The 15,527-nt window shown below is 66.0% G+C and carries 11 protein-coding genes and 1 tRNA gene; 4 read left to right on the top strand and 8 right to left on the bottom strand.

What is annotated here, in order from left to right; translation table 11 throughout:
* Positions 1-41: 41 nt before the first annotated feature.
* The 6 genes from QZ670_RS08670 to lon all read right to left on the bottom strand — a co-directional run bounded on the left by QZ670_RS08670 (position 42) and on the right by lon (position 8,800).
* Positions 42-2,822 (bottom strand): TonB-dependent receptor, encoded by a 2,781-nt coding sequence (locus QZ670_RS08670; protein ID WP_294253927.1) that lies wholly within the window; start codon positions 2,820-2,822, stop codon positions 42-44.
* 87 nt (positions 2,823-2,909) lie between these two features.
* Positions 2,910-4,511 carry a hypothetical protein gene (locus tag QZ670_RS08665; RefSeq protein ID WP_294253925.1) on the bottom strand — a complete coding sequence of 534 codons (1,602 nt, stop codon included), beginning with the start codon at positions 4,509-4,511 and terminating at the stop codon, positions 2,910-2,912.
* Positions 4,512-4,740: 229 nt separating this feature from the next.
* Complete coding sequence (locus tag QZ670_RS08660; RefSeq protein ID WP_294253923.1) at positions 4,741-5,631, bottom strand: DMT family transporter; 891 nt, start codon at positions 5,629-5,631, stop codon at positions 4,741-4,743.
* A 134-nt stretch (positions 5,632-5,765) separates the two neighbouring features.
* Positions 5,766-5,840 (bottom strand) — tRNA-Val (locus QZ670_RS08655).
* 109 nt (positions 5,841-5,949) lie between these two features.
* Complete coding sequence (locus QZ670_RS08650) at positions 5,950-6,222, bottom strand: HU family DNA-binding protein (protein WP_294253920.1); 273 nt, start codon at positions 6,220-6,222, stop codon at positions 5,950-5,952.
* A gap of 157 nt (positions 6,223-6,379) precedes the next feature.
* Complete coding sequence (gene lon, locus QZ670_RS08645; protein WP_294253914.1) at positions 6,380-8,800, bottom strand: endopeptidase La; 2,421 nt, start codon at positions 8,798-8,800, stop codon at positions 6,380-6,382.
* Positions 8,801-9,051: 251 nt separating this feature from the next.
* On the opposite strand from lon, the gene QZ670_RS08640 reads away from it, so the two are divergent.
* The 4 genes from QZ670_RS08640 to QZ670_RS08625 all read left to right on the top strand — a co-directional run bounded on the left by QZ670_RS08640 (position 9,052) and on the right by QZ670_RS08625 (position 13,364).
* Positions 9,052-10,737 carry a M1 family metallopeptidase gene (locus QZ670_RS08640; protein WP_294253911.1) on the top strand — a complete coding sequence of 562 codons (1,686 nt, stop codon included), beginning with the start codon at positions 9,052-9,054 and terminating at the stop codon, positions 10,735-10,737.
* Complete coding sequence (locus QZ670_RS08635) at positions 10,734-11,336, top strand: isoprenylcysteine carboxylmethyltransferase family protein (RefSeq protein WP_294253909.1); 603 nt, start codon at positions 10,734-10,736, stop codon at positions 11,334-11,336. Before QZ670_RS08640 ends, QZ670_RS08635 begins: the two co-directional genes overlap by 4 nt.
* Before the next feature lie 103 nt (positions 11,337-11,439).
* Entirely contained in the window at positions 11,440-12,048 is a 609-nt protein-coding gene (locus QZ670_RS08630) for a hypothetical protein (protein WP_294253907.1), read from the top strand.
* A gap of 212 nt (positions 12,049-12,260) precedes the next feature.
* Complete coding sequence (locus QZ670_RS08625) at positions 12,261-13,364, top strand: acyltransferase family protein (protein ID WP_294253903.1); 1,104 nt, start codon at positions 12,261-12,263, stop codon at positions 13,362-13,364.
* 63 nt (positions 13,365-13,427) lie between these two features.
* Here QZ670_RS08625 and clpX read toward each other — a convergent pair whose 3' ends face one another.
* Together clpX and QZ670_RS08615 are read right to left on the bottom strand one after the other, a co-directional pair.
* Positions 13,428-14,693, bottom strand: a complete 1,266-nt coding sequence (gene clpX, locus QZ670_RS08620) for an ATP-dependent Clp protease ATP-binding subunit ClpX (RefSeq protein WP_064311561.1) — start codon at positions 14,691-14,693, stop codon at positions 13,428-13,430.
* Between the two features lie 145 nt (positions 14,694-14,838).
* Positions 14,839-15,474: an ATP-dependent Clp protease proteolytic subunit gene (locus tag QZ670_RS08615; protein ID WP_174596075.1), complete on the bottom strand. Its 636-nt coding sequence runs from the start codon at positions 15,472-15,474 to the stop codon at positions 14,839-14,841.
* Positions 15,475-15,527: the final 53 nt, after the last annotated feature.

The following is a 15,527-nucleotide window of genomic DNA, read 5'->3' as shown; positions in this document are numbered from 1 at the left end:
CCGGAGGGTCTCCCCTCCGGACACGCGCCAAAGGCCGCAGCTCAGAAGGTCGTGCTGAGACCGATGCTGAAGGTGCGGCCCTGGATATAGCGGTTGGCGTAGACGATCTTGCCGCTGTCGAAGGTCTGGCGCTCGTTGAAGCGCGTGCGCGTCAGGTTGCGCGCCTCGAGCTTCAGCTCGAACTGCGCGCCGCGGATCTCGAAGCCCTGCCGACCGACGATGTCGAAGCGCACGCCCGGCCGCTCGATCACATCGGGCTGGAAGCCGGTGCCCGACAGGTTGGACGGGCCGCGATTGGTGACGCGGTCGCTGGCATAGTTGAACAGGAAGGTCAGCTGCGACAGGCGCGCGGTATCTTCCAGGCTCAGCTGCAGGTTGACCAGATGATCGGACTGGCCGGTGAGCGCCGCACCGTCACGGAACTGGAGCGACGCTGGCCCGAAGCCGGTCGGGCACGATCCGATCGTCTGGTTGAGCACGTTCGGCGCGCAGCTATTGTCCGCGGTGATCGCCGAATGGGTGTAGGTGTAGTTGGCGATCGCGGTTATCCGGCGCGTCGCGAAGAAGGCGCCGTTCAGCCCGTCGAGCGGGATGTACTTCTGCACCTCGACTTCGCCGCCGTACAGCGTCGCCTTGGGCAGGTTGGTGAAGCCGGTCTGCAGCCGGTCGTCCGAGCCGGTGTAGAAGCCGACCTGCTCGATCGGGTTGCGGATCCGCTTGTAGAAGCCGGCGAGCGTGAAGCGCTGCTCGCGCGCGAAGAACCACTCGTAGCGCGCCTCGAAATTCTGGAGCGTCGAGTCGCGCAACAGCGGGTTGCCGAAGAACAGGCGGTCCGAGTCCGGATCGCGGAACTGCTGCGGCGCGAGTTCGCGGAACTGGGGCCGCGAGATCGTCTTCGCATAGCTGCCGCGCAGCTGCATGTCGGGCGCGAAATTCCAGGTCAGCGTCAGCGCGGGCAGCCAATAGTCGTTGTCCAGCCTGGTCGACGGGCTGTCGACCGGGGTGACGAACTGCTTGCCCTTCTCGTAGCGCACGCCGCCGACGATGCGGAGACCGTCGATCGCATCGGTCTCAGCCTGGAGATAGCCGGCATGGATACGCAGGCCCGCATCATAGGCATAAGCGCCGAGCGGCGTGTTGAACTGCAGCTGGATCGTGCACGCACCGGTGCCCTGCTGCGGGCAGGCATTGTTCACCACGTCCGGGCTGAGCAGATAGTCCGGGCGCAGCAGGTTGTACGGATAGCCCGGCGCGGTGCCGCCGCCGACGCTGGTCTGGTAGTTGAACTGCAGGCGCCGCGAGAAGCGCTTGGTATCCGAATAATAATAGCCGGTCGACAGCGTCAGCGGGATCGCGTCGGGCTTGTAGGAAAGGTCGCCCTGCCCCGTCCAAAGATTCTCGTTCAGGTCCGAGAAGATGATCGAGGCGAAGGGCGAGAAGCGCTGGGTCACCTGATAGGCGCCGTTGCACTGGAAGCCGGTGGCGCCGTTGCCGCCGTCATAGGAAATGGTCTGGCCGGTGGTGGTGGTCGCCGAGCAGAGATAGTCGAACTGGCGCTCGTACGGCGCATTGCGCTTCGAATTGGCATAGGCGCCGCGCAGGTCGAGCTTCACCCCGGTGAACGGGCGGAGTTCGGCCACGCCCTGCGTTTCGAACAGTTCGCGCTGGAACCAGTTGGTGTTCTGCTGGAAGCGCAGGCCGCTGGCATTGTTGTACACTTCCGCCGCCGCGCCGCGGCCCTGCTTGAGCACGTCGCGGATATAGACGTTGGTGAGGCGAATGGTGTTGTCGCCAAAGGCATAGCCGAGGCCGAGCAGGCCGTTGGCGATGACGCGGTTGTCGGTCAGCAGCGTGCGGAAATCGTTGCGCAGGTCGCCATTGGTGTTGACGCTGTCCTGCTGGGTGATCAGCCGCGTCCGCCAGGTATTGCTGTAACCGAGCGAGGCGACGATGCCGAGCTGGTCCGCCCCGAGGTCGAGCGCGCCGCCCCCGCTGATCTCCGCCGACCAGTTCGCCGGCAGCTGCGCATTCCGCTGGAGGAGCGTGGTCGAGGCGTTGGAGAGCTGCAGCACCTGCTCGGCCGGGATGATGCCCGTGCCCTTGGGGGCGTTGCGGATGAAGTCGGGCACCGAGCGGGTGCCGTCGTCGAAGCCCAGCCAGTCGTGCTTGCCGCCATAATAGGTATAGCCGAGCTCGCTGGTGGTCGCGTCGTCGGCGGCGAGCGAGCCGCCGAAGGTGAGGAAATCCTTCTTCGGGATCGCCTTGGTGGTGAGGTTGATCACGCCGCCGCCGAACTCGCCGGGGTAATTGACCGAATAGGTCTTCTGGACGAGCGCCGAGCCGACGATCGTGGTCGGGAAGATGTCGAGCGGCACCGAGCGGCGCAGCGGCTCGGGGCTCGGCAAGGGCGAACCGTTGAGCAGCGACGAGGAATAGCGGTCGCCGAGGCCGCGAACATAGACGAAGCCGCCGCCGACCACGCTGAGGCCGGTGACGCGGCTGAGCGCGCCGGCGATGTCGCCTTCACCGGTGCGGGCGATGTCCTCGGTCGAGAGCACCGAGACGACCTGCGGCGTCGCGCGGACGACATTGGGAATGTAGCGACTGGTGACGACGATCTCCTGCGGCACGGAGCCGTCGAAGCCCGGCGCGGAGACCTCGACCGGCGGCTGCGCGTCCTGCGGCGCGGCCGTGTCCTGCGGGTTCGCCGCCGGGGCTGCCGGCGTCGGTGCGGGCGCCGCCGCGCTCTGGGCGAGCGCCGCCGCCGGCACGAGCTGGGACGTCAGAAGAAGAAGCGTGGCATAGGCGTGGCGTCGCTGCATGGCCGGGTCATCCAGTCTTGAAAGGTCGTGCGATGCCGGGGTGGTGGCGCGCACCACCCCGGCTCGGGTTCGCGGGTGCTTGCGGCCTCAGCGGCCGTTGCAGGCGAAGAACACCGAGTTGAACACCGGCGGGCCCTGGTCCTGCAGCGCATCGTTCTTGGCGCGGATCGTCGAACGATCGGTCGCGCTCGTCTCACCCGCGACGAGATTGACGCAGGCCACTCCCGACGGCGTCTTCACCACGCCGTTGACGAAGGTCATGTCCGCACCGCCGCGCAGGCGGATCGCCGCGGGCGCGATCGCGGTCTGGATGAAGGTGAAGTTGGCGTAGCGACCCCAGGTGCGGGGCAGCAGGTCCTCGGCATTGTTCGAATCGATCTCGGTCGAGAAGGAGTCGGCCGTGGCGCCGGAGACCTTCTGGGCCGCGATCATGAACTGCATGAAGCCGCGCCAGCCATTGTCGACGTCGAAGCCGTCATCGTCGGCGCCGGTGACCGCGATGTACTTGATGTTCGCCGCGCCGCCGAAGATCTCGATGCCGTCATCGGCCGAGTTGTGGCTCTGGATATGATCGAGCACCGTGCCCGAGCCGACGCCGCCCAGTGTGAGGCCCTGCAGCTCGTTGCCATCCGAGATGGCGATGCCCGAATAGCGGATCTGGACATAGGACATCTGGCCGCTGCTGTCGGCATCGTCGGTGCCGCCATAGAAGCGGCCGGTGACGCCCTCGATCGCGAGCTGGCACGGCGTGGGGTTCGAGCCGCCGGTGCCGGAGGCGCAGACCGCGGTGCGGGCGCGGCCGAGCAGGATGATGCCGCCCCACTGGCCCTGGGTCGCGTCGCTGACGCCGTTGGTGGTCAGGTTCTGCTGCGAGGTGAAGATGATCGGCGCCTCGCGCGTGCCGACCGCCTGGATCTTCGAGCCGCGGTTGACGAGCAGCAGGTCGTTGGTCGCCTCGCTCGAATCCGCGGCGATGACGACGCCGGGCTCGATGGTCAGGGTCACGCCGGTGCCGCCGCTCGCGCCCTGATCGGTGCCGACTTCGGTCTGGCCGCGCAAGCGATAGAACACACCGGTGATCTTCGGCAGCGTCAGGTTGGTGGTAATCGCCGCAGGCAGGCGACAGGCGCGGAAGGTCTGGACCAGGCCGTCATCGGTGGTGCCCGTCGGGCACGTCGCAGTCGAGCCGCCGGTTCCGACCGCCGGTACGGCGGTGCAGGCCGCGCCGGTGCCGCCGAAATTCGCGGTGGTCGAGTTGCAGGTCCACTGCTGGAAAGCGGTGTCGGTCGGCCCGCTCAGCGCGCCGACATAGTTGGTGTTGGTAAAGAAGCTGCCGAGCGACGACGGATCGAGCGCCGTGGTGAGCGAGGTGGCGGCAGCCGGGAACAGGCCGGAGATCACCGCACTCAGGCCGTTCACATTGTTGTTGGCACCGCCCTTCACCAGTGCGAGCTGCTCGTCTGCGGTGATCGAGATGCCGTTGACGGTGGTCACGGCGGCGAACTGCGCGGCGGTGATGTCTGCAGTGGGCGCCGGGGTCGGCACGGGGCTAGGCGTCGGCGTGGGCGCGACGATCACGACGCTGCCTGCTCCAGGCGATGCCACATTGTCCGCGCCGTTGCAGGCGGAGAGCGCCGCGGTGGCGGCGGTGGTCATGAACAGTTGGCCGTAGCGCTTGAAGCTCGCCATCGCGCAATTTCTCCCGTCTTAGTTGTGAACCGGGCGCGTGGCGATGCGTGCGATGCCCCTCTTGCGCCCAGCCGGCGCACTAGACGGCCAAAATGACTCGATCATGCGGTTGTGATGACGATTTAGAGACTATAAAATTACACTTGTGCGACATCAATCCTGCGCGGCGACGTCGACAGTGCACTGACACAAAGCTGTTATTCCAAGGACTTCCGCCTCACGGTTCCCCTCAAAGCCCGGCGGTGAGCACCACGCCGATGCAGACCGCCAGCCCGGCGATCGCCTGCCGCATGCTGAGGGCCTCGCGGAACAGCCGATGCCCGGCGACCGCGGCGATCGGCATCTCGACGACGCCGAGCGAGCGCACCGCCGCCGCCGGCGCCAGGTTGAGCGCGAAGAACCACCCCGAGGAGGCCAGCGCACCGAACAGCCCCGCACCCAGCGATCCGCGCCATCCGGCGATCACCGCCCGCAGTGCGGCAGGATCGCGCCACAGCAGGAAGGCGATCAGCCCGACGGTCTGCACCGCCTGCACCAGCGTGACGCTGGTCATCGCCGCGAAGAAAGGGTGCGCTGGTTCCAGTGCGAGGCCGGCATGACGGAAGCCGTTTAGCGCCAGCCCGAACAACAGGCCGGACAGAGTTCCGAACACCACGCCGGGGATCAGCCGCCCTTCCCCGCCCACCTTGCGCGGCCAGACCAGCACCGCCAGACCGGCGGTCGTCACCGCCACGCCAAGCCAGCCGAGCGGGCTGAGCGTATCGCCGAAGACAAGCAGACCGGCGAGCGCGGCGAGCGGCACCGAACTCTGCTGGAGCGCAGTGCCGACCGCGAAGCCCGCATGGTGCATCGCCTGGAGCAGCGCCGCGGTGGCGAGCACCTGCGCCACCGCGCCGAGCAGCGCCGGCCACCAGAAGGCCCAGCCGAGATGCGGATGGAGGTTGGTCGGGCCGGCGAACGCGATGGCGCCCAGCATCAGCGCGGTCGAGAAGGGCAGCCCGAACAGGAAGCGCACCAGCGTGGCGCCCCAAGGGCCGCTGGAGGCCATCATGCCGCGCTGGAAGGCATTGCGCGCCACCTGGAAGGCCGCCGCCGCGACCGTCGCTCCTGCCCACAACATCGCAGCCGCCTCCCTACGCGCCCGCGCGCGGCAATCGAAGGACCGGCCATGGGCTGTATTGTCGCGCCTATCGCGTGCCGGTGGAGCGGGCAACGAAAAAGCCCGCCGGACCTAGTCCGACGGGCTTCTCTACATGGTGGGCGCGGCTGGGATTGAACCAGCGACCCCTGCGGTGTGAACACAGTGCTCTACCACTGAGCTACGCGCCCATTGGCCTGTGGGTGAAACCCTGCGGCCGAAACGGGAAGCGGGCCTTTACGGTGCGGCTGGCGGCCTGTCCAGCCCCGTTTCGCACCCCGCCCGCATTTTTTTCGGTGCTTAGTTCACCGAATCCTTCAGCACCTTGCCGGGCTTGAACTTGGGCTGGTTCGACGCCTTGATGGTCATCTCCTCGCCGGTGCGCGGATTGCGGCCGGTCGACGCCTTGCGCTTGCTGACCGAGAAGGTGCCGAAGCCGACGAGGCGGACTTCGTCGCCCTTCTTGAGCGAGGCCGTGATCACGTCGAACACCGCTTCGACGGCCTTCACCGCGTCGCCCTTGGCCAGGCCCGATACATCCGCGACCTGACCGATCAGCTCTTGCTTGTTCATGCTGGTGCAAACCCCCTGATATTGTGCGGGATACCGCGTTGATTGGATTGGATAGCCGAATGAGTCGCGGCGGCTGCGCTAGCGTGCGAGTCAGCACGGGCGAGCCGCCGGAGTCAAAGTCTTTCGGCGCGAATTGCGTCAGAAAAGTTACGTCATGTCAATGATGCAAAGCATCTCCGATCGCGGGCACGCCGGCGGGCGGCTGCGTAGCGAGTTCGTCCGCATCCGACCAGTCGATTGCGGTGAGCGGCTTGGTCAGCGCGAGGCGCAGAACCTCGTCGACGTGCGAAACCGGGACAATCTCCAGCCCCTCGCGAATGTTCGCAGGGATTTCGGCGAGATCCTTCTCATTCTCCTCGGGGATCAGCACCATCTTGATGCCGCCGCGCAGCGCCGCCAGCAACTTCTCCTTCAGGCCGCCGATCGGCAGCACGCGTCCGCGCAGCGTCACTTCGCCGGTCATCGCCACGTCCTTGCGGACCGCGACGCCGGTGAGCGTCGACACGATCGAGGTGACCAGGCCGATGCCCGCCGACGGGCCGTCCTTCGGCACCGCGCCCTCGGGCAGGTGGACGTGGATGTCCTTGCGCGCAAACAGGCTCGGCTTGATGCCGTAGCTCGGGCTCCGCGCACGAACGAAGCTGAATGCGGCTTCCACCGATTCCTTCATCACGTCGCCCAGCTTGCCGGTCGTCTTGATCGCGCCCTTGCCGGGCACGGTGACGCTCTCGATGGTCAGCAACTCGCCGCCCACTTCGGTCCAGGCGAGGCCGGTGACCGCACCGATCTGGTGCTCCTCCTCGCCCACGCCGAAGCGGTACTTCCGGACACCAGCATAGTCGGCGAGGTTCTCGGGGGTGATGGTGACCTGAGTCTCCTTGCCCTCGAGGATCTTGCGCAGGCTCTTGCGGGCGAGCTTGGCGATCTCGCGCTCCAGCGTCCGTACGCCGGCCTCGCGGGTATAATAGCGGATCAGGTCGCGCAGGCCCTCGTTGGTGAGCGTGAACTCGCCGTCCTTCAGGCCATGCGCGTCGATCTGCTTGGCGACCAGATGCCGCTCGGCGATCTCGACCTTCTCGTCCTCGGTATAGCCCTCGAGCCGGATGATCTCCATGCGGTCGAGCAACGGCTGCGGCAGGTTGAGCGAGTTGGCCGTGCACACGAACATCACGTCCGAAAGATCGATGTCGATCTCCAGATAATGGTCGTTGAACTTGCTGTTCTGCTCCGGATCCAGCACCTCGAGCAGCGCCGAGGCAGGATCGCCGCGGAAGTCCTGGCCCAGCTTGTCGATCTCGTCGAGCAGGAACAGCGGGTTCGAGGTGCCGGCCTTCTTCAGGTTCGACACGATCTTGCCCGGCAGCGAGCCGATATAGGTGCGGCGGTGGCCGCGAATCTCGGCCTCGTCGCGCACGCCGCCCAGCGATTGGCGGATGAACTCGCGCCCGGTCGCCTTGGCGATCGACTTGCCCAGCGAGGTCTTGCCCACGCCCGGCGGGCCGACGAGGCACAGGATCGGCCCCTTCAGCTTGTTGGTGCGCGCCTGGACCGCGAGATATTCGACGATCCGGTCCTTCACCTTCTCCAGGGCATAGTGATCCTGGTCGAGCACGCCCTGCGCCTCGGCGATGTCCTTCTTCAGCTTGGACTTCTTGCCCCAGGGCAGGCCCAGCAGCACGTCGAGATAGTTGCGCACGACGGTGGCCTCGGCCGACATCGGCGCCATCGTCTTGAGCTTCTTCAGCTCGCCCTGCGCCTTGGCGCGGGCTTCCTTGGAGAGCTTGAGCGTGGCGATCTTCTGGGTGAGTTCGGCGACCTCGTCGCCCTCGCCCTCTTCGCCCTCATTGCCCAGCTCGCGCTGGATCGCCTTGAGCTGCTCGTTGAGGTAGTACTCGCGCTGCGTCTTCTCCATCTGGCGCTTGACGCGGCTACGGATCTTCTTCTCGACCTGCAGCACGCCGAGCTCGCCCTCCATGAAGGCGAACACCATTTCGAGACGCTTCTGCGGATCGTTCTCGACCAGCAGCGACTGCTTGTCCGCCACCTTCACCGAAATGTTGGCGGCAACCGCATCGGCCAGGCGCGACGGGTCCTCCAACTCGCCGAGCTGCACGGCGGTCTCGGCCGGCAGCTTGCGGTTGAGCTTGGCGTAATTCTCGAACTGCTCGACGACCGAGCGCATCAGCGCCTTGAGTTCGGCGCTCAGCTCGACCGCAGCGTCCTCCAGCGTGTCGTCCGCCTCGGTTACGGGCTCGACATGCGCGGTGAGATAGGCGCCGGTTTCCTCGATCGAGGTAAGGCTGCCGCGCTCCTTGCCGGCAACGAGCACGCGCACCGTGCCATCCGGCAGCTTGAGTAGCTGCAGCACTTCGGCGGAAACGCCGGTATCGTAGAGATCCTCGCGGCCGGGATCGTCCTCGGCCGGATCGAGCTGCGCGACGAGGAAGATCTCCTTGTCGGCAGCCATCGCCGCTTCCAGCGCCGCTACCGACTTATCGCGGCCGACGAACAGCGGCACGATCATGTGCGGGAAGACGACGATGTCGCGAAGCGGCAGGACGGGATAGGACTGCTTCATGAAAACTCCGGGTCTGCCCCCAGCTGGGGGCACCATAGGCCTTATATATGGGGCCTGGAACGATCGCATCAATCGCGTGGTCGCATTAACCCAGATTGCGGTGGAAAACTCCAGCCCTGCCCAGCGTTCTTCGGTCTCTCGCGTCGCGGCGCGGCAGCGCTATCATGCCCGAGACCTGTCGATTCGCCGATGGAACGCGACGGCAAGGTGATTTGGGGGACGCATTGAAGATTTCGACACTCGCGATGGCCATGGCCGCGCTCACGACGACGATGGGCCCGGCGCAGGCCCAGAAGCGCGGGGAGCCGCCGATCACGCCGACGACCCAGGCCTCGGGCGGCGCGATCGCCCCCGCACGGGCTGCGCTGCGTCTGGAGCACGCCGATCTCGCGATCGAGGTGCTCCCGGCCAGCTACGCCCTCCACGGCACCGCCACGCTCACCCTACGTACCAGCGCACCGCAGCGCGAACTGCAGATCGATCTCGATCGGAACCTGCCGGTCAGCGCGATCAGGATCGACGGAAAGCCGCTGGCGCCCGCGCAGTGGCGCAATCCGGAAGGCCGGCTGTTCATCACCCTGCCCCGTCCGATCGAGGCCGGCGACACGGTGGTCGCCGAGATCGCCTATGGCGGCACGCCGCACGTCGCGGTGCGCGCACCCTGGGACGACGGCCTCGTCTGGGCGACCACCCCCGTCGACAAGAAGCCCTGGATCGCCACCACCGCGGAGGGTTATGGCTGCGACCTGTTCTGGCCGTGCCTCGATTTCCCGCAGGGTGAACCCGCGCTGGTAGACCTGCACATCACCGTGCCCGCGGGGCTCAAGGCCCCCTCCAACGGCAAGCTGCTGCGGGTAGAGACGCTAGCCGACGGCCGCACTACCTGGCACTGGCGCGCCAAGAGCCCCAATCCCTATGACGTGGCGCTGAACATCGGCCCCTATCAGGAGCTTACCGCCACCTACAGGAGCCGCTTCGGCAACAGCTTCCCGCTGCACTACTGGTATCTGCCAGGCCGCGAGGCCAAGGCCGAGGCGCTGTTCGCCGAGTTCGCGCCCACGGTCGATTTCTACGAGAGCATGATCGGCCCCTTCCCCTGGGGCGACGAGAAGCTCGGCGTGGTCGAGACGCCGCACATGGGCATGGAGCACCAGACGATCAACGCGTACGGCAACAACTATCGCAAGACGCCGTCGGGCTTCGACGAGATCTTCCAGCACGAACTCGGCCATGAATGGTTCGGCAATCAACTGACCGCCGCCAACTGGGACGATTACTGGCTGCATGAGGGCTATACCCAATATATGCAGCCGCTTTACGGCCAGTGGCGCGAAGGCGATGCCCGCTATGCCGCGATGATGGACCAGTATCGCCTCGCCATTCGCAACAAGGCGCCAATCGTCGCGGGCAAGATCCGCACCGAGGAAGAGGTGTATGAGGAGGACAAGGGCGGCCCGGGCCAGGATATCTACTACAAGGGTGCCTGGGTCCTCCACACGCTCCGCTACCTGATCGGCGACGAGCAGTTCTTCGAGGTGACCCGGCGCATCGTCTATGGCCGTCCGGACCCCAAGCCGGGCAACTTCACGCCCCGCTTCGGCACCACGCCCGAATATATCGGCATCGTGCGTCAGGTGACCGGCCAGGACCTGCAATGGTTCTTCGACGTCTACCTCTACGGGGCCGAGCTGCCCGAACTGATGAGCGAGCGTACCGGCGACCGGCTGACGCTGCGCTGGAAGACAAGCGGCGACCGCCCCTTCCCGCTCCCCGTCGACGTCTCGATCGACGGCAAGCTGCAGAAGGTCGCCATGCCCGGCGGCACCGCGACGCTAACCCTGCCGGCCGCCGCGCACGTCGTGCTCGATCCGCACGCGCACATCCTGCGCCGTTCGGAAGCGGTGGACGCGCTCCAGCGCGGAGCGCGTCAACGATGAGCGCGATCATTGCACCCACGGCTGTGGGCGTTCCGGCGCTCGTTGCCTTGCTGATCGGCCTTCTGGCCTTCGTGGCGGCGGTGGGCTTCGTCCGCGCCCGCCGCATGGGTCGGGGCGAAGCCGGCGCGCAGATCGGCAGTCGATCGGGGCGGGGCATCTGGCTGCAGGGGCTGGGCTTCTTCCTCGTCGCCTTCGGCCCGATGCGACTGACGCTGCAAGCCATGTCGGCGGCTGCGCTCGGTCAGGCAGTCGTCGTCGCGCTGCTCGTCGGCACCTGTATCGGCCTGTTCCTGTCCGCAACGACCGCGATGGGCAGCAACTGGAGCTTCGCCGCCCGCACTCGCCGGGACCATGACCTCGTCACCTGGGGGCCTTTCGCGACGATCCGGCACCCGATCTACACCGGGCTGTTCGCGATGCTGCTGGCGATCGCCGTCGCCTTCGGTCACTGGCGCGGGCTGATCCTGGGGCTGCCGCTGTTCGCCTGGGGTACATGGATCCGCGTAGCCGAAGAGGAAGCCTTGCTCCACGCGCGCTTCGGCCGCCAATATGAAGCCTATGCCGCCCGTGTGAAGCGGTTCTTGCCCGGCATCTTCTGACCCGCGCGCAGGGTGCATCGGCGCAGCCCGGCTTGCATCGTCCGCAAGGCTCTGCGACCCTTCGGCCGCACCACGAGATGCGCACGACCTGCTGGGGTGAGGAATGAAACTGCTTAGCGGCCTGATCCTGGGGCCTGTCCTGATGCTCGCCGCATTGCCGGCCAGCGCGCAGGAGGATCTGCGCGTCGAGGGCGACTGGACGCATGCCGCCAGCGACATGACGTTCCCCGAGCGATTGGGCAACGCCCTGCGGACCCGCATCCACGCCTATGACGCCGAGCAGCTCGATGTCAGCGCCGGCTATTCGCTGCGGCGTGGCGGCGACCTCGGCTTCGTGACGCTGTACGTCTATCCGGCAGCGCCGGATCGTGATTGTGCAGAGTCTTTCGCCGAGATCGAGCGCAACGTCGCCCAGAGCAATGCCGATGTGCAGCTTGTGGCACAGGACCGCTGGCCCTCCCCGTCCGGACGCGCGCCGGACGTCGCCTATCACGCGCGCTTCACGATGACTGGGACGCTCGAGGGCAAGCAACAACCGCTCACCTCCGAAAGCTATCTGTTCTGCCCGGCGGGCGGCACGTGGCTGGTGGCGGCCCGCGGGAGTTGGTCGCGCTCGGCGACGCTCGAATCAGCGTTCGCCGAGCTTCTGCACGGCCTGCAATGGCCGGCACATCTCGACACGCCGCGCGCAGGGCCCTCTGCGGACAAATAGCGGTATCGCCTGCGGGCGCGCCGATCTGATGCAACCTGACTGTCTGCCTCCCAACGCTCCGTCCCAGAAGAAGACATTAAAGCAACATATGTTAGGCAGTTTTCCGCATTAACTCTAGGCGCTTAGCGCTGTCACTTCACAAACTCAGCCTCTACTGATGCGCACTAGCCCGTCGGACCTTCGGCAGGGTCGACACAGGGGGGCGCAGCTTCATGCAGCCGACGACAGCGGGATCGTCCAACCGGATATATGGCATGGACGTTTGGCGTGGTGCATTGTTTGCCGCAGGACTGATCGTCCATTGCGCTGCCCTGTCCGACATCACGGCCTTCAACATGATCGAAGATGCCTCGCATCTGTGCAGGATGGAGGCATTCTTCACGATATCGGGCTTCTTTGCTGCGCTGACGGTCGGGAAAGCGGCGCCGACGACGTGGATCCGGCGTAGACTTGTCATGCTTCTGGTGCCGCTGGCGGTCGGGCTCATCTTCGTCGTGCCGGTCTCGCACCTGTTGATCGCCGACCTGGCGACACGGCGCGGCTTCATGGGCAACTACCTCCCCTGGCAGCCGAGCGACTGGCACATGCACATGTGGTTCCTGATCGCACTCGCGCTCTACGTGCCGCTCACCTTCGCACTTCGCGCACAGGAACGGCGGATCGAAGCGCTGGGGGACTTCGCCGCCCGCAAGCCGCTTTCCGTCATCGCCGCGCTCTGGCTCGCCGGCGCCGGGGCATCGCTTTCGATCTGGGCGGCGGGCAAGGCATTGAACATGGCCGGCTTGCAACCGATCGCCTTTCTGCTGCGCCAGACCGTCTATTTCTGCCTGTTCTACGCGCTGGGCCATGCCGCCTTCCGGGTGCAGGCAATCCGCAACCTCATCCTGTCACCGCCGCGCGTCGTGTACGCCGTGGGGCTGGCGATGGCGGTCCTCGATCTCTCGGTCATCGGGATGGCCGGCGATGGCAAGCTGCGGATGCTGATCTTCTTCATCGCGCGACCAATCGCCGGGTTCGCGGTCACGTCGCTGGTATTCCGAAGCGCCTTTTCATTGCAGCGCTGCCACCAGTGGCAATCGGACCTGTCCAGCGCCAGCTACACGATTTATCTGCTGCACGTGCCGGCCATTCTGGCGCTGCTTTGGCTGCTCTACCCCACCGGCCTCGGCCCGTGGCAGGCTATGGCCGTCATCGCGCCGGTGGCGCTGCTGGCTCTATATTATTTCCACCTGCTGGTAGTGCGCCGATCCAGCCTGTTGTTGCTGCTGCTCAACGGGCGGCAGCGGGCAGCACCAAAGCCGGCCCCCGCCTGCTGAGAAACGAAAAGGCGCGCGGGTCAGGTGACCCACGCGCCTTTCGTACGACACAGCCCTTACGGATCAGGCGGCGCTGCCGGCCTTTTCCTTCTTGGCGTAGATGCGAACCGGCTCCTTGCGGCCCTCGACCACGTCCTTGTCGACCACCACCTCGTCGACACCGTCCATGCTGGGCAGGTCGAACATCGTGTCGAGCAGGATGCCTTCGAGGATCGAGCGGAGGCCGCGCGCGCCGGTCTTGCGTTCGATCGCCTTCTTCGAGACGGCGGTGAGCGCGTCGTCGGTGAAGCCGAGCTTGACCGCTTCCATGTCAAACAGCTTCTGATACTGCTTGACCAGGGCGTTCTTCGGCTCGGTCAGGATCTTGATCAGCGCCTCGACGTCGAGGTCTTCCAGCGTCGCGATCACCGGCAGACGGCCGACGAATTCGGGGATCAGGCCGAACTTGAGCAGATCCTCCGGCTCGGTCTGGCGTAGCAGCTCGCCGGTACGGCGCTCGTCGGGTGCAGCGACATGCGCGCCGAAGCCGATCGACTTGCCCTGCAGACGATCGCCGATGATCTTCTCGAGGCCCGAGAAGGCGCCGCCGCAGATGAACAGGATGTTGGTCGTGTCCACCTGCAGGAATTCCTGCTGCGGGTGCTTGCGGCCGCCCTGCGGCGGAACGCTGGCGGTGGTGCCTTCCATCAGCTTGAGCAGCGCCTGCTGCACGCCCTCGCCCGACACGTCGCGGGTGATCGACGGATTCTCGGCCTTGCGGCTGATCTTGTCGATCTCGTCGATGTACACGATGCCGCGCTGCGCCCGCTCGACATTGTAGTCGGAGGCCTGGAGCAGCTTGAGGATGATGTTCTCCACGTCCTCGCCGACATAGCCGGCCTCGGTGAGTGTAGTGGCATCCGCCATGGTGAACGGCACGTCGAGGATGCGCGCCAGCGTCTGCGCCAGCAGCGTCTTGCCGCAGCCGGTGGGGCCGACGAGCAGGATGTTCGACTTGGCGAGCTCGACATCGGCACCCTTGGCGCCGTGGTTCAGCCGCTTGTAGTGGTTGTGCACCGCGACCGAGAGAACGCGCTTCGCCTTCTTCTGGCCGATGACATAGTCATCAAGCACGTCGCAGATTTCCTGCGGCGAGGGGACGCCTCCGTCCTTCTTCGACACCAGCGAGGACTTGGTTTCCTCGCGGATGATGTCGTTGCACAGCTCGACGCACTCATCGCAGATGAACACGGTCGGGCCGGCGATGAGCTTGCGCACCTCGTGCTGGCTCTTGCCGCAGAAGGAGCAATAGAGCGTGCTCTTCGAGTCACCGCCGCTGAGCTTGGTCATTCAATCCATCCTTCGCGCCTCGGGCGCGTAACGCTCGCCTGCCATCCTACACGCAGGCGAAATTCCGGCAATCCATAAATCGCCCCGCCCGCCTGACGTTCCATGCACCGGGAATCATCAGGCGGCCGAGGATAGGGGTATAGTGTTAATTTGCCGCTGCCGCATCCTCGCTCGGCACCGGGCGCTTCTCGTACACCTCGTCGACGATGCCGAAGGCCTTGGCCTCCTCGGCCTCGAAGAACGAGTCGCGGTCCATCGTCGTCTCGATCTTCTCGATCGGCTGGCCGGTATACTTCGAATACAGCGCGTTCATGCGCGCGCGGATGCGCAGGATTTCCTTGGCCTGGATCTCGATGTCGGACGCCATGCCCTGCGCACCGCCCGAGGGCTGGTGGAGCATGATGCGGGCGTTGGTCAGCGCCACGCGCAGGCCCGGCTCGCCGGACGCGAGCAGGAACGAGCCCATCGACGCCGCCTGGCCGATGCACACCGTGCCGACGCGCGGGCGGATATACTGCATCGTGTCGTGGATCGCCATGCCCGCCGTGACGACGCCGCCCGGCGAGTTGATGTACATCCAGATGTCCTTCTTCGGATTTTCCGATTCGAGGAACAGCAGCTGGGCGGTGATCAGCGAGGCCATATGGTCCTCGACCTGGCCGGTGACGAACACGATCCGCTCCCGCAGCAGGCGCGAATAGATGTCGAAGCTGCGCTCGCCGCGGCTCGACTGCTCGATGACGATGGGAACGAGAGCGCCGGTAACGGGATCGATGGTCATCTGACCGGAAAGCGGATGCATGTGGGATGATCTCGTGGTTGTTTATTGCCCGC

Source organism: uncultured Sphingomonas sp. (genome assembly GCF_913774285.1).
Lineage (GTDB): Bacteria > Pseudomonadota > Alphaproteobacteria > Sphingomonadales > Sphingomonadaceae > Sphingomonas.
Note: the sequence above shows the minus strand (reverse complement) of the source record. Positions and strands in the feature narration are given on the sequence as shown.

Coding starts and splice junctions, on each gene's coding strand:
- QZ670_RS08660 (WP_294253923.1), bottom strand. CDS start 5,631: ATGTTGTGGGCAGGAGCGACGGTCGCGGCGGCGGCCTTCCAGGTGGCG.
- clpX (WP_064311561.1), bottom strand. CDS start 14,693: ATGACCAAGCTCAGCGGCGGTGACTCGAAGAGCACGCTCTATTGCTCC.
- QZ670_RS08665 (WP_294253925.1), bottom strand. CDS start 4,511: ATGGCGAGCTTCAAGCGCTACGGCCAACTGTTCATGACCACCGCCGCC.
- QZ670_RS08615 (WP_174596075.1), bottom strand. CDS start 15,474: ATGACCATCGATCCCGTTACCGGCGCTCTCGTTCCCATCGTCATCGAG.
- QZ670_RS08635 (WP_294253909.1), top strand. CDS start 10,734: ATGAGCGCGATCATTGCACCCACGGCTGTGGGCGTTCCGGCGCTCGTT.
- QZ670_RS08630 (WP_294253907.1), top strand. CDS start 11,440: ATGAAACTGCTTAGCGGCCTGATCCTGGGGCCTGTCCTGATGCTCGCC.
- QZ670_RS08650 (WP_294253920.1), bottom strand. CDS start 6,222: ATGAACAAGCAAGAGCTGATCGGTCAGGTCGCGGATGTATCGGGCCTG.
- QZ670_RS08625 (WP_294253903.1), top strand. CDS start 12,261: ATGCAGCCGACGACAGCGGGATCGTCCAACCGGATATATGGCATGGAC.
- lon (WP_294253914.1), bottom strand. CDS start 8,800: ATGAAGCAGTCCTATCCCGTCCTGCCGCTTCGCGACATCGTCGTCTTC.
- QZ670_RS08640 (WP_294253911.1), top strand. CDS start 9,052: ATGGCCGCGCTCACGACGACGATGGGCCCGGCGCAGGCCCAGAAGCGC.
- QZ670_RS08670 (WP_294253927.1), bottom strand. CDS start 2,822: ATGCAGCGACGCCACGCCTATGCCACGCTTCTTCTTCTGACGTCCCAG.